We start from the raw sequence: 12,642 nt of genomic DNA, 5'->3' as shown, positions 1-12,642 counted from the left end.
GCCGAAACACTTTTTTAGATTTTCTTCACGAACTCCGACTTCAGTTTCATCGCACCAAGTCCCTCGATTTTACAATCGATATCATGGTCACCTTCCACGAGTCGAATCCCTTTCACTTTCGTTCCTTGTTTGACGACAAGCGAGGTCCCTTTCACTTTTAAATCCTTAATCACGGTGACGGTATCTCCGTCTTGAAGCGGATTTCCGTTTGCATCTTTGATTTGTGACGCCGCTTCCGCTTCTGCCGCCTCACTCGGTGACCATTCATAGGCACATTCCGGGCATACGAGCAACGGACCATCCTCGTACACATAAGATGATTGGCATTTAGGGCAATTCGGGTACTCAGTCATTCCATTTCCTCCATTCGATTCACTCGTTCCAGTATATCGTATGGTGGCTCAGTCTTTCTAGACCGTTCATTCTTCTGTAGGCGATGCAGGACCTTCTAAATCAAGTTGATAAAACGATAGATCGAGCCATTTGCCGAATTTATATCCGGCATTTCGAATCGTACCGGAATGAACGAATCCAACTTTTTCATGCGCACGGATACTCGTCACGTTCGATGCGTCAATTCCACCAATCACCGTTTTCATTCCTCTTGTTTCGGCGATACGGATGATTTCTTTCAACAGTTTGTTGCCAATGCCTTTCCCGCGGTAACCGGGATGCACGTATACCGAATGCTCGACCGTATAATGGTACGCTGGCCACGGACGGAACGGACCGAACGTCGCAAACCCCATGACCACATCATCCTCGACCCACACGATGATCGGACAGTCTTGCTCTTTCTTCTCCTCATACCATGCCACTCGATTGTCGAGCGTCACCGGTTGATAGTGATAGACGGCCGTACTGTTTACAATCGCATCATTGTAAATATGTAAAATCATTTGAAGATCATCTCGTCGACAATTGCGAATCATCCCCATACCACCTTTTCGTTTTTTTCATTATACGAATCCCCTCTTCAAAAGACACGAAAAAAGTGACCGGTCCCATCAACCGGTCACTCAACTCATGCGGCCAAGCGGTCACACATCGAGGCGCATTCTGTACAAACTCTTGCGCATTCCTGACAATGTGCGTGCTTATGTTTCCCGCACTCCTGTGCGCATGCTTTACAGATGACTGCACACGCTCGCGCGAGTTCAGGAACGAATGCCGAATCACGCGTCATCGCTTCCGCAAGAAACGCACAGGCAGCGGCACATTCCCGATCCAGTCGGATACAATCGATCATCATCTGTACATCTTTTTCTTCTAAACAAGATTCCAGACAGTAGTTGCACGTTTCCACACATTCGTGGAGCATTTCGAGTTCGTTCGCATAGATACGATGAGCCATACATCATTCCCCTTTCATTTCTTCTGCAATTTCGGACACGTTACTCCTATTCCCTAATCGGCAAAAGAAAAACGCCCCGGCTCAAGAATCCGGATCGTTCACGAACTTGCGATACAAGTAAGCGATTCGATTCAGTAATGTCTCGTCATATTGTTTCGGCATGAAACGATAGCGATACAATCGATACATTCGTTTCAAGTCTTCCCACTGATGATCGATTTGTTGCCCTTGTCTGAAACGTGCCAAATCAATCAAGAAAATCTGTCCGTTCGGTGCCAAAATGATATTACGCAAGTGGACATCCGATGGCGTTAGTCCTAATAACCGTGCTTGTCGAAGCGCTTCATCCACTACCTCGATGTAAGAAGGATCAATCCAGACGCCTTCCGTCAGACACTCAAATAGTGTCTTTCCTTCGATGTAATCCATCACGATATATGACGCACCGGACTCATAGCACTTCGGAAAGTAAGGGAGTCCCTTAAGTTTTTCATAGATCGCTGCCTCTTCGGTTGCGATTTGTTCATAACCTGGAAAGAACACTTTAATGACACGATCCTTCTCCTTTAAACGAAACACGGCCGCACTTCGTCCAATCCCATGTAAACGAAGATCTGGGTGCATCGAGGCTACCTGAAACGAGTCACCCACCTGTTCGAAGGTGACATCCGCATATTGTTCATAGTCACTCATCTGTCACGCCTCTTTCCTATTTCTTTTCCCTCTCATCATAGCGCATACAAGCTCATTTGACGCCAAAACTGCTCGAGTAGGTGACAAGTGACGTCTTTTCTCGTAAGACGTATAATGAAGAGCGACTGACAACCAAGGAGGAGTTACTATGCAACGCATCGCTTTGACAGAAGAATTATCATTCTCACGCATCGTCCATGGGATGTGGCGTCTCGCTGATTGGGACATGACCCCACAGGAACGCCTCACATTCATCGAACAATGTCTCGAGCTTGGCATCACGACATTCGACCATGCAGACATTTATGGCGGTTACACATGTGAAGGTTTATTTGGAGAAGCCTTAAAGTTAAAGCCTGAACTCCGAGATCAAATGGAGATCGTCACAAAGACAGGAATTAAATTGACGGGGTCATTCAACGCAAGTCAAACACTCAATTATTACAATACGACAAAAGAGCATATCATTGCGCAAGCAGAGCGTTCATTAAAAGAGTTGGCCATTGACTACATTGATACATTACTCATCCACCGTCCAGATCCGCTGATGAATCCGGATGAAGTGGCCGAAGCCTTCATCATCTTGCGCGATAGTGGTAAAGTACGTGAATTCGGTGTATCTAACCATGTTCCGGCTACACAGAACTTGCTTCAATCTCGCCTTCCATTCCAACTTGTGACGAATCAACTCGAACTCTCTCCGATGCAATTGAAACATTTTGAGGATGGATCGGTCGATTTGTGCCACGAAAAACGGATGCCACTTATGGCTTGGAGTCCACTAGCCGGTGGTCAACTCTTCAAAGATGAACAGTATGCACCCCTTCGTGAAAAACTCGAGGAAATTTGTGTACGTCACAATGCAAGCGGAATTGACTCGATTGTGTATGCATGGCTCGTCAAACACCCTGCGAACATTATGCCGATTATCGGATCCGGAAAAATCGAGCGCGTTCAGATGGGAGTCGACGCCCTTCAAATCGACCTCACTCGTGAAGAATGGTTCGAAATTTTGAAGGCGACACGCGGTCGAGATGTTGATTGAAGGAAACTTCATCAAATAAATCCCACTGAATTATAAAGTGATAATTTAGAAGAATAATCGACTTTTTTCAATGTCTCGTAATATCAACGTTTTTTCGTCAAAAATCGACATACGAAAAAAGGTTAAAAAGTAAAAACAAGTCATAAATGGCTTTATTCCCCGTCCAGTTCAAGTTGGACGGTTTTTTTGATTTTTTTTCGAAATAACAAATTAATTTTCCTAAGACTAAAGTCACAAAAAAATGGTGCTAGAATGGTGAAAGTGATTCATCGAAGGAGAGTACCGATGTGAAAAAGTACCTGATTTTCAGTACCCTCGTCATCCTGTTTTTCTTATTCGGATGCGAGGGAGAACGCGCACTCCGACTCCAACCCGCTCCTGAATATTATCAAGGACGTGCCCTGTTACCAAACGGACAACAAATTGAAATGCCCGAATCGGATCGTGCAGCGATTATCGAGTTATGTCAGCCTGACAACGCGATTCAAAGGATTCCAAGTGGTGAAAGACATTGGCTCGGGACGGTCACATTGAACCAACCATTGACTGATGCCGCCACCGAATCTTCTTTTCCAACCGCAACTTTATTCACTGTCGAAAATAAATCATATGTCCAATGTCAACTCGATTCCGTCACATATGCTACCGAAATTAACACGCTTCCCGAAAGTTTAAACGATGTTCAATATACGGCCGAACCTTATCCGGACGTTCCGAAATTCCGATTTGCTGAGCCCCATGAATATGAGCATTTCGCAAAAGAGATGAAAAAGCCGATAGGTAATGAGCCCTATCCAGAAAGAGAAGGGATCGAGCATACACTTTTCCATATCACGATGCCTTTCAGTGGTGAATTTGAACTGACCTTTACATCGTCCGAAGCCAAAGACCGCCTCGTCATTCCTGTCGAATCAACACGGCATCCCTATTTGTCACTCGGGCTCGGGACAGAAAAGTCTGATGAGGTGTTACAATACGCGATTTATACAAGCCGAGATCAAAATGACTATCAAGAAGTATTGCGCCCGAAAGAAGCGCATATTTCACAAATGTTCGGAGCCAAAACAGCTCCGCAACTCCCTTCGGTTCTTGTGCCAGGTCACGAGTATCCACTCTACAGTTTTACGTTCATGAAAAACGGAACGGCCCATCGTCAGAACGTCTCCTTGACGTATCATGAACCCAAGTTGTTGTATGGAAAAGAATTGAGTGAACAAATTCACGACAAATTAAGTAGCCAACGTCATGTCATTTTTCATGACTTGGCACTCCTTGGAACGGAATCAAAAGATGCCTCCTTCCTACAACATGTCGGTCAAGATGAAATAGAATTTATTTTTGGCGCCATCAAACGAGCCAACGCGACCGCCTATGCAGGTAAGACCGCTTCCACACCTTATGTGACCCTATTTCAAGGGATATGCGCCCAAACGTTTGATGTTAGCTATGATGGTGCAGATGTGTACGTGACCAATTCAGAGACAGGCGCCCATTTTAAGCTATTACGTGAGGATGCCATCAAGTGGTATAACCTGTTTGAACAAAACACTTAATCTGACAGATGCGAATGCGTCTGTCTTTTTGCATATTCATGAAGCAAATATAGTACGATGAGACATATTTTTTGGGAAGATAGGAAGAGAAAGGAGTGAATCTTTGTGACAAATCCATTTATACGTGACGTGAACCATCATTGGCGCGTCTCCTATCGACAAAACGGGTATCCCCATGTGCAACAGGGCTGGGTGTTACCTCCAGAACAAAAAGAGGAGTTCGATCCATTTATTTTGATGGCAGAAGACTGGTTCAAGCGTGGGACGTTTTCGGACCATCCCCATCGTGGGTTTCAAACAATCACGTATGTCATCGATGGTCGTCTAGAACATATTGATAATCATGGGGGACATTCGATTTTGGACGCCGGTGATGTTCAGTATATGAACGCCGGATGGGCCGCTAGACACGCCGAAGAAGCGGTTGACGATGATTTGATCCATACGCTGCAGCTCTGGTTGAATTTGCCGAAGTCGTTAAAAACAACAACCACTTCCTATCAGAACGTATACGTCGAGGACGCACCCCTCGTTCCTTTCGACGGCGGGCAGCTTCGTGTCTATTCCGGAGAAATTGTGGGTGTAAAAGGGCCGATGGAAAGTCTCGTCCCCATCACGATGACAGAAATAACGCTGAAAGAAGGTGGCGAATACGAACATATCTTGCCTGCGAATCATAACAGCTTTTTGTACGTACTCGCTGGTTCAATTGAAGTTGGGTCTTCCAAAATTCCGCTCAGTAAAACTGATGTGGCGACACTGACGTTCGATGAAACATCTGAAGCGATGAGCACACTTCAACTGAAGGCCACGACGCGTACACGGGTGCTCATCTATTCCGGAAAACCGATTCGCGAAGACTATATTGCGCATGGTCCATTCGTGATGAACACGGAAGAAGAAATCCGCCAAGCTTTCCGCGATTATCATAGCGGCGGATTCGGTCCCCCAGCCGTCAAATAAACAAAGGGAGCCTCTCGACTAGAGAGCTCCCTTTTCTGATTATGATCGATCTGGTTGTAGGACCGTCTGTTGTGTTGGAACATGACCGATCGGGACAGTCCGTTCGACGAGAACGTAACGCTTGCCCTCCACTTCAAACTTGCGGTCGCCAAGGTAGTGAGCGCTCTTTCCATCTTCGTATAGTTTCGACAAGATAGCAGGTACGTACTCTTCTAGTTTTGTATAGTGCTCATCGAGGGTCATGACGATATTGCCACCCTTATATCCGAGCCAGTAACTATAAAAGAACCAACCTAACGACAGAACTCCGAGAATTCCTAATCCAATTGTGAGTAATTCCATCATGTTATTCCTCCAATTTTTTCATAACAATCTGACGTTTTGGGGTAAACCCGATTTCGCCATAAAACGAGGCGGCATCCGTATTACTCATCCAGTAATCTAGTTCAATCGATCTGAATTGGTGGTCAAGCGCCCATTGCTCCATCCATTCCATCACACGTCGACCGTAACCGTTCCGTTGATACATGGGGTCGATACTGATGTGATGAACATACACCACGCGAACAGCTTGACGAAACGCGTTCGCCTCACCCACTTTCTCTTCGAACCATATGTAACCGATTGGAGTTGCTTCAAGCTGCATCACCATATAGTGATGGCCGGGTCTTCCAATCAGTGTCGAAAAGGCTTCGTACATCTTCTCTTCCTCATACTCCGCAAAAAAGGTCGGATTCATATGGACGTGATGCTCATGGATGGAACGATTCAACCGTGCGATGAGACGGGCATCAATCGTAGGGATAAATGTGATCTCCATCATCAGGTATAGTTTGAATGGTTTCGATCTTCGTTTACACCGTGCGGTTTTTCAGTTCCGCGCAACGTATGCTCACTCGAAGCCTCCGTTCCTTTCCCATTTAGGCGACGTTGAAGCGGACGGGCCAAAAAGTAACCAATCAAGAGCGAACTAGGTAAGACGAGAAAAAATGTACCGAGCAATGTCAACATGTACCCTTTGTCCGAGTCTCCGGCAATCGCGCGGAGGACAAAGAACAGACCGACGAAAACAAGTGCGGCCAAAGCATATTCCACACATTTCCCGAGAAATCGTTTCACACGACATCTCCCCCTTCAAGGTTTGATGTATTATACGACCATTTCCATAAAAAGGTTTCACACGTCTTGATTTTCTTTATACCACTTCGTCGCCAACCGTTCCGTCTCGATGACCCAGTCATGCTTTCCTTGAATGTATCCTTCCATGTCTTCTGGGTGCTGTGCCGCAAGTTGAAGCTTCAGCTCACCATACGCATCGCGAACGTCAGGATAAGCTCGCAAGTAATCCCGGAAGGCAAGGTGTCTTATGACATCCGGATTCCCTTCTTCAAACACATGCACGTGAACCGTCCGTTCTTCTTCTCCTTTACGGAAATAGCGACGCTTCGGAATCCCATATTCACCAAGTCCACGGTACCCGAGTGCCTCCATCCGCTCCGTGTAGTCATCGACTCGTTCGATGTCCCGTACGACCGGCATCATGTCGATGATTGGTTTTGCCGCCAATCCTTCGACCGATGTGCTTCCAATGTGATGGATCGCGACAAGCTCCTCTTCGAATAACCGACTTAATTTACCAGCCTCTTCTTCAAACTTTTGATTCCATGCCGGATTGTATTTCACTACTTCAACTTTTCGCATGATTCGTTCCTCCTTTTTTAAAGAACTCTTTATTCTCATCATACCCTTTCTAAACATCGCTCGACATGAGGGATTCCACTTCAAATGGTTTGTACACAAATAAAATGGGAAACCTTATATTAATGACTTGAGAACTGGAGAGTGAATGGATATGTTGACTGAAGAACAAATCGAAACGTTTAAAAAACGATTATTGAAAGAAAAAGCAAAAACCGAAGGATACATGGATAATCGGGAAGAGACATATGATGAAGGAGAGCTCTCTCATTACGACAACCACCCTGCCGACTCGGGCGAAGAGCTCTTTTTACGGGAACGAGACCAAGCCCTTAATGAACTCGATGAAGAGTTCTTGAGTGACGTCGATAAGGCACTATTAGCCATTCAGAATGGGACGTATGGACAATGTGAGGTGTGTGGGAAAGACATTGAACTAGACCGTCTGGAAGTCATTCCAGAAGCCACCCTTTGCATCGAACACGCCCGGGCACAAGAAGAGGAAGAACACGCACATGAAGTCGATCGACCGGTCGAAGAAGATGTGTTGAACCCTAATGAGACAGCTCGACGCAAAGAGTTAGACGGAACGGATCAACCTGGTCAAAAAACGGACGCCTTCTCCCAAGTAGAAGACTACGGCAGTTCGGATACGATTGCCGACAGCGAAGGCAACCACGATCCTACGCGCGAACAGTAAAAAATGCCCTGACCTCATTCGAGAGGCTCAGGGCATCTGTCTGCTTAAAACGTGGCTTTTACCGGAGAAGCACCACCGAGGCGCTCTGCCAGTTTCATCGGGTCGACGGCATTCCCAGCTGAACTAGCCGAGAAAGTGTAGCCCCCTTTATGAATCTCAAAGTGTAAGTGCGGACCTGACGAGTTACCCGTGTTTCCGATTTGACCGATCGGTTCACCTTGGTGTACCGACTGACCTGTCTTGACATCCACTTTGTGCAAGTGTGCATACACGGTCGTCCATTTTTGACCATCTACGTTGTGTTCGATTTGTATGTGGTTCCCATAAGGTCCACTGGAGCTGACTTTTGTCACTTTTCCAGCTTCCGCGGCGTATACAGGTGTGCCTGTTTTGGCAGCAATATCGAGACCGTTATGGAATGTGTATCCGAACTGTCCACTCGCCGAACCGAACCCTTGAGAGAGGCGACCTTCCGCCGGCATTAAGAACCGATCGGGTGCCATCGCTTCATACTGTTTCTTCAAATCACTCAACTGATTCGTTTGTTTCTTATATTGTTTCGACTTTTCGTCATATGACACTTTCACGTCTTGACGTGTCGCTTCAATTTGCTCTTGTTCTTCTTTCAGTTGCTCCAATGCTTCATTTACTTGGTTTTTCTTTTCAACAAGCTCTTGATGTGCTTCTTCCGCTTCAGCGGCCTCAGCTTTCGCACTCGGCAACACCGAAGAAACGACTTTTGCGAAGAGCGACTGTTCTGCAGGAACGAGTGACTCTTTCACTTCTTCTAATTCTTTAGAAGTTCCTTCAATTTTATCTCGCAACGCCTCCGCCTTATGATCGACTTGCTTCAACTTTGTTTGAATGGCTTGAATCGATTGCTTCGTATCTTTAACCTGCTGCTTCGTTTGTTGCAATGACTTTTCCGTTTGAACGAGGTCTTGCGGGGACATGTTGTCGGCAGATGCGGTTTGTCCTTGGAATAAGAGAACACCAACACCCGCTGTCATGATGAGTTGTTTCCACATATATATAATAAACCCTCCAAATTAATACATTCATGAGCTTCAAAAAAGCTACAAGTGCGAATATACCACTGGGGGTTAAAAAATTCAATATATGAAGTTTTTCATTTTCATGTCATACATGACAGCATGATGTGATATTTTCAAGTGTCACTTCACAAGGATTTCACTAGTGTTTTTTTGTATAGTATCCCACCCAGACGATACCACCGATGGAAAGGAGTGTTACACTCACACTAACTACTAGTATACCTCGCGACAGGTCGGGTGAAAGATTTGTTGTCAGCGCAATCAGGGTCGCGGTATTTCCACTAATCAGCGCAATGATACAGATGACCAACAACCGCTTCATCAAGCGTCCTTCACCATTTCAAATTGGGCAATCTCGTCTTGGACAAATCCCAATCGTCGTGCCGCTTCGACCCATTCAGGACGGTCTGATGTCAACGTGACATGAAGTGGCGATCGGCTCGCGGCCGCCCGCAATAGCCATTCCGCTTCTTCTGCTTGTCCAAAAACATCGAGCAAGACGTGATCGCGGTATAACAAAAATCCTATTCGATTCCCTTCTACGACTTTCACTAACTCAGCAGCTTGTTGGGTCACGCGCACATCGCGTTGCCAAATCGGAACGTGACTCGCCGCCGGATACAACTCATCAAATAACGTTTGAATCGGTTCATACGTCATGTCTGCGTTCGTTTCTAATGACACCGCTTGGAAGTAGAGGATTTCTCGAGTCGTTTCGTAACCTAGTCGTTCATAGAGAGACACTGCCGCATCATTGCCTTGAATGACTTCGAGTAAACGAGTGCCTACTGCCACCTCTTCAAATCGTTTCATCAATTCGGTCGCGACTCCTGCTTTTCGGACATGTGGGGCGACAGCAAGCCCACCACAACGTGTCTGCCATCCTGAATCAAGATGTGCAATCCCGGTTAACACGACACCGACAGGTTCTTCACCATCATAGGCTACAATGGAACGGGACGGCTGATTTTGATCACGAACAAGAAAAACATCTTCGAACGTCTGCTCATCAAATTGAAACGGAATAATATAATCAGAAAAACCGCTCATAAACGCGCGGTATAAATCTTGTAATGGTGGATTTTGACGGTATGTAAACTGTGTCGACATATAATTCCCCTTTCTGAATGAAAATCAATAAAGCCCGAAGGAGACTCCTTATGAAAATTACGCTCGAATATCGAAATGATACGCATCAATCGATTCTCAATACGTTCGCACTACCGACGGACCAAGAAAAGTATACGACCCTGCCCAAAGACATGGATGATCCATTACCTGATGGCGTTCATCCGATTGTCATCGTCGCATCGAAACCAGTCGGGATGTTCTTACTGCATGACAACGAACGCGTCATTTCCTATACGACCGAGTCGAATGCTTTGCTCTTCTCCGCCTTTGCTATTAACCATGAGGACCAAGGGAAAGGCTACGCTAAAGCGGCACTCCAAGCACTTCCGCAGTTCGTAAAGCAACATTTCCCTCACATTCGTGAAATCGTCCTGTCGGTCAATCTGAAAAACGAAGCCGCTTTCTCCCTTTATACGAACGTTGGGTGGAGCGATACCGGACGTCGAATCGGTGGACCGATCGGCGAACAACGTATTCTTTCCTTAACGATTTGAGGCATCCATTCGTGTCAAACTCTCAAATACGTTTTGCCAGTAAGTCTGACGATGCGGAACTAAATCGGCTTGCGTGACTTGAACAAGATGATTCGTCATCAGTGAGCGTCCCTCAATCGTGCACATGCGTCCTGCTGTGATCGACATCAGTTCATTTCTTTGAACAGCTACGACATCCATCACTTCCTGGTCGTCAAACCGAAGTGTTTCATCTTGATAGACGTAGCCGTACGTATGTGCAAACTCGCGATCAAGAAACTCGTCCAGTTCAATCACGTCTTCAAAGATTCCCATAAAGGTGAGCTGTTCGAACGTCAATGACAGTCCGAGCTCTTCTTCAATTTCACGAACGCCATTCGCTATTGTCTCATCTGTTGCGAGGTGTCCCGCTGCCGTAATATCATATTTCCCCGGGAAATCCTGTTTATCCATGCTCCTCCGCTGAAGATAAATGAGGTCTTCTTTCCAGAACCAGCAGTGGAACGTCTCATGCCAATCCCCGTCAACATGAACTTGATTTCGCTCCTTCTCCCCTATTTTCCGGTGATTCTCGTCAAAAATAGTGAGGTGCTCCTTCATTCCGATACCCCATCTTCTAAAAAGTTGGATAATCCCATTCGTCGTATCTAACTCAACTTGAATGCCAATCGGGAAAACGTGTGATGGAAACGTGTGACCGATATCGACATTCGTCAAAATCGGAAAATCTTTTTCTCCGATGATTTCAAGCAACAAGTCGTTGAATGAGAAGGGAGCTGATTGATCTTGAAAATGCTCATGCTTCCCGATAATCAGACCCGAAATCTCATCAAACACACCCGCCAGCTTCAGCATACTAAGCGAACGTTCTTCTTCAGCCATCGTCTTAAACGAGTCTTCTAGGAATAGAATCGCACCTTTCAAATCGGGATAATAATCCGACTTGAAGAACCCAGACATCGTGTTCAGATTCCCGCCAATCAACGTTCCTTTTGCCTTTCCATCCTTCAGAGAAATCCATCCTTCATTCGGTTGGAACGTCTTGATACGTTGTTGCGTCGACCAATCGAGCATCTCTTCCGTCCATTCATCAGGGATATGTAACTGAAACGGAGCCGTTCGTTCTAAACAGAGGATGTCTTTGACATATTGCTCCCCCGTCTCGAACATCCCTCCGTATTCACCGAATGAGGGGACGATTGCCGGACCGTAAAATGTGACGACGTCCGTTTTGGCATAACAGGCCATCAAGATTGCCGTGACATCACTATATCCCATGATGATTTTAGGATGACGTCGGAGTTGTTCATAATCGATATATGGTAACACCGAGTTCGAATTTGTTCCACCAATTGTACTGATGATCGCTTTCACTTCAGGATCATGTAAAAATGCGTTCAATTCGTCAGCACGATCCCGAATGGACGAGGACCGATATCCTTCTGTTTTATATGTACACGTGCCCTCTTTCACCTTGAATCCCATCCGCTTGAGCTGTTCAACCCCACGTTGGTAACGCCCCTCAAACTGAACAGGTGCCGGAAAAGAAGGCGTAATGATCCCTATCGTATCCCCCACTTGCAACTTTGGCGGTTTAATTATGATCCCCACTCCCTCGTAACATCATTATGACCGCATTATACCGTAGGAGTGGTAAGTCATGCTTCAAAATAAATCAGGGTCTTCCGATAACGTTCTCACTTTTCGAACTTTCGCCGGGCGTCCTGTCCATCCGAGTGCCACAAAGAAAAATGCACCTGCGAGTACACCAAATAAAGCGGTCAACCCTACTTGAATCCCCACAAATCCATACTGTTCTCCCAGTTTCACGAGGAAGAGCGGTGCGAACAGGCAAGTCATACTGAGTGAAAAAAGACCTCCCCATACCCGTCGCTTTGCATTACCAATGGTGAACCAACCGAACCCGATCCATACACAAGCAACCAATCCTAGCGCACTAATCATCATCCACATGCC

The 12,642-nt window shown here is 46.0% G+C and carries 17 protein-coding genes; 5 read left to right on the top strand and 12 right to left on the bottom strand.

Features of this window, described 5'->3' with window-relative positions:
* Positions 1-14: 14 nt before the first annotated feature.
* From KNO61_RS08305 to KNO61_RS08290, 4 genes are all read right to left on the bottom strand, one after another.
* Positions 15-353, bottom strand: coding sequence for a zinc ribbon domain-containing protein YjdM (locus tag KNO61_RS08305; protein WP_031421951.1), 339 nt, complete (start codon positions 351-353; stop codon positions 15-17).
* A gap of 66 nt (positions 354-419) precedes the next feature.
* On the bottom strand, positions 420-932 hold the full coding sequence (locus KNO61_RS08300; RefSeq protein ID WP_047794753.1) for a GNAT family N-acetyltransferase: 513 nt from the start codon (positions 930-932) through the stop codon (positions 420-422).
* Positions 933-1,024: 92 nt separating this feature from the next.
* Positions 1,025-1,354 (bottom strand): four-helix bundle copper-binding protein, encoded by a 330-nt coding sequence (locus KNO61_RS08295; protein WP_214872929.1) that lies wholly within the window; start codon positions 1,352-1,354, stop codon positions 1,025-1,027.
* A gap of 81 nt (positions 1,355-1,435) precedes the next feature.
* The gene (locus KNO61_RS08290) at positions 1,436-2,047 is read right to left on the bottom strand and encodes a protein kinase family protein (protein ID WP_214872928.1); all 612 of its coding nucleotides are present in this window, start codon (positions 2,045-2,047) and stop codon (positions 1,436-1,438) included.
* A 148-nt stretch (positions 2,048-2,195) separates the two neighbouring features.
* Between KNO61_RS08290 and KNO61_RS08285 the strand changes: the two genes are divergently transcribed.
* From KNO61_RS08285 to KNO61_RS08275, 3 genes are all read left to right on the top strand, one after another.
* Positions 2,196-3,092: an aldo/keto reductase gene (locus tag KNO61_RS08285; RefSeq protein ID WP_214872927.1), complete on the top strand. Its 897-nt coding sequence runs from the start codon at positions 2,196-2,198 to the stop codon at positions 3,090-3,092.
* A gap of 287 nt (positions 3,093-3,379) precedes the next feature.
* A complete protein-coding gene (locus KNO61_RS08280; RefSeq protein WP_214872926.1) occupies positions 3,380-4,645 on the top strand; it encodes a hypothetical protein in 1,266 nt (421 codons plus the stop codon).
* Between the two features lie 105 nt (positions 4,646-4,750).
* Positions 4,751-5,608: a pirin family protein gene (locus tag KNO61_RS08275; RefSeq protein ID WP_074035431.1), complete on the top strand. Its 858-nt coding sequence runs from the start codon at positions 4,751-4,753 to the stop codon at positions 5,606-5,608.
* Positions 5,609-5,647: 39 nt separating this feature from the next.
* Here the strand turns inward: KNO61_RS08275 and KNO61_RS08270 are convergent, their stop codons facing one another.
* The 4 genes from KNO61_RS08270 to KNO61_RS08255 are packed head-to-tail and all read right to left on the bottom strand — an operon-like array spanning position 5,648 to position 7,309.
* Entirely contained in the window at positions 5,648-5,950 is a 303-nt protein-coding gene (locus KNO61_RS08270) for a hypothetical protein (protein WP_012727591.1), read from the bottom strand.
* Positions 5,951-5,954: 4 nt separating this feature from the next.
* On the bottom strand, positions 5,955-6,428 hold the full coding sequence (locus KNO61_RS08265) for a GNAT family N-acetyltransferase (RefSeq protein WP_168169880.1): 474 nt from the start codon (positions 6,426-6,428) through the stop codon (positions 5,955-5,957).
* Positions 6,429-6,430: 2 nt separating this feature from the next.
* Complete coding sequence (locus KNO61_RS08260; RefSeq protein WP_078147826.1) at positions 6,431-6,727, bottom strand: hypothetical protein; 297 nt, start codon at positions 6,725-6,727, stop codon at positions 6,431-6,433.
* A gap of 57 nt (positions 6,728-6,784) precedes the next feature.
* Positions 6,785-7,309, bottom strand: a complete 525-nt coding sequence (locus tag KNO61_RS08255; RefSeq protein WP_214872925.1) for a GrpB family protein — start codon at positions 7,307-7,309, stop codon at positions 6,785-6,787.
* Between the two features lie 151 nt (positions 7,310-7,460).
* On the opposite strand from KNO61_RS08255, the gene KNO61_RS08250 reads away from it, so the two are divergent.
* Positions 7,461-8,006, top strand: coding sequence for a TraR/DksA C4-type zinc finger protein (locus KNO61_RS08250; RefSeq protein WP_078147954.1), 546 nt, complete (start codon positions 7,461-7,463; stop codon positions 8,004-8,006).
* A gap of 44 nt (positions 8,007-8,050) precedes the next feature.
* On the opposite strand, the gene KNO61_RS08245 is transcribed toward KNO61_RS08250, so the two are convergent.
* Together KNO61_RS08245 and KNO61_RS08240 are read right to left on the bottom strand one after the other, a co-directional pair.
* Positions 8,051-9,034 carry a M23 family metallopeptidase gene (locus KNO61_RS08245; RefSeq protein ID WP_214872924.1) on the bottom strand — a complete coding sequence of 328 codons (984 nt, stop codon included), beginning with the start codon at positions 9,032-9,034 and terminating at the stop codon, positions 8,051-8,053.
* Between the two features lie 348 nt (positions 9,035-9,382).
* Positions 9,383-10,171 (bottom strand): GNAT family N-acetyltransferase, encoded by a 789-nt coding sequence (locus KNO61_RS08240; RefSeq protein ID WP_214872922.1) that lies wholly within the window; start codon positions 10,169-10,171, stop codon positions 9,383-9,385.
* A gap of 50 nt (positions 10,172-10,221) precedes the next feature.
* On the opposite strand from KNO61_RS08240, the gene KNO61_RS08235 reads away from it, so the two are divergent.
* On the top strand, positions 10,222-10,686 hold the full coding sequence (locus KNO61_RS08235; protein WP_031421927.1) for a GNAT family N-acetyltransferase: 465 nt from the start codon (positions 10,222-10,224) through the stop codon (positions 10,684-10,686).
* Here the strand turns inward: KNO61_RS08235 and KNO61_RS17235 are convergent.
* Together KNO61_RS17235 and KNO61_RS08220 are read right to left on the bottom strand one after the other, a co-directional pair.
* Positions 10,675-12,276 (bottom strand): LD-carboxypeptidase, encoded by a 1,602-nt coding sequence (locus KNO61_RS17235; RefSeq protein ID WP_371816594.1) that lies wholly within the window; start codon positions 12,274-12,276, stop codon positions 10,675-10,677. The two genes, KNO61_RS08235 and KNO61_RS17235, sit on opposite strands and share 12 nt — an antisense overlap.
* A gap of 54 nt (positions 12,277-12,330) precedes the next feature.
* Entirely contained in the window at positions 12,331-12,639 is a 309-nt protein-coding gene (locus KNO61_RS08220) for a hypothetical protein (protein WP_214872919.1), read from the bottom strand.
* Positions 12,640-12,642: the final 3 nt, after the last annotated feature.

This window comes from Exiguobacterium sp. s140 (assembly GCF_018617035.1).
Taxonomy (GTDB): domain Bacteria; phylum Bacillota; class Bacilli; order Exiguobacteriales; family Exiguobacteriaceae; genus Exiguobacterium; species Exiguobacterium profundum.
The sequence above is the reverse complement of the archived record's forward strand: the minus strand, read 5'-3'. Positions and strand labels throughout refer to the sequence as shown.

Bases quoted from the DNA above. Each gene is read 5' to 3' on its own strand.
- KNO61_RS08305 (WP_031421951.1), bottom strand. From the start codon at position 353: ATGACTGAGTACCCGAATTGCCCTAAATGCCAATCATCTTATGTGTAC.
- KNO61_RS08300 (WP_047794753.1), bottom strand. From the start codon at position 932: ATGATTCGCAATTGTCGACGAGATGATCTTCAAATGATTTTACATATT.
- KNO61_RS08295 (WP_214872929.1), bottom strand. From the start codon at position 1,354: ATGGCTCATCGTATCTATGCGAACGAACTCGAAATGCTCCACGAATGT.
- KNO61_RS08290 (WP_214872928.1), bottom strand. From the start codon at position 2,047: ATGAGTGACTATGAACAATATGCGGATGTCACCTTCGAACAGGTGGGT.
- KNO61_RS08285 (WP_214872927.1), top strand. From the start codon at position 2,196: ATGCAACGCATCGCTTTGACAGAAGAATTATCATTCTCACGCATCGTC.
- KNO61_RS08270 (WP_012727591.1), bottom strand. From the start codon at position 5,950: ATGGAATTACTCACAATTGGATTAGGAATTCTCGGAGTTCTGTCGTTA.
- KNO61_RS08265 (WP_168169880.1), bottom strand. From the start codon at position 6,428: ATGGAGATCACATTTATCCCTACGATTGATGCCCGTCTCATCGCACGG.
- KNO61_RS08255 (WP_214872925.1), bottom strand. From the start codon at position 7,309: ATGCGAAAAGTTGAAGTAGTGAAATACAATCCGGCATGGAATCAAAAG.
- KNO61_RS08250 (WP_078147954.1), top strand. From the start codon at position 7,461: ATGTTGACTGAAGAACAAATCGAAACGTTTAAAAAACGATTATTGAAA.
- KNO61_RS08245 (WP_214872924.1), bottom strand. From the start codon at position 9,034: ATGTGGAAACAACTCATCATGACAGCGGGTGTTGGTGTTCTCTTATTC.
- KNO61_RS08240 (WP_214872922.1), bottom strand. From the start codon at position 10,171: ATGTCGACACAGTTTACATACCGTCAAAATCCACCATTACAAGATTTA.
- KNO61_RS08235 (WP_031421927.1), top strand. From the start codon at position 10,222: ATGAAAATTACGCTCGAATATCGAAATGATACGCATCAATCGATTCTC.
- KNO61_RS08220 (WP_214872919.1), bottom strand. From the start codon at position 12,639: ATGTGGATGATGATTAGTGCGCTAGGATTGGTTGCTTGTGTATGGATC.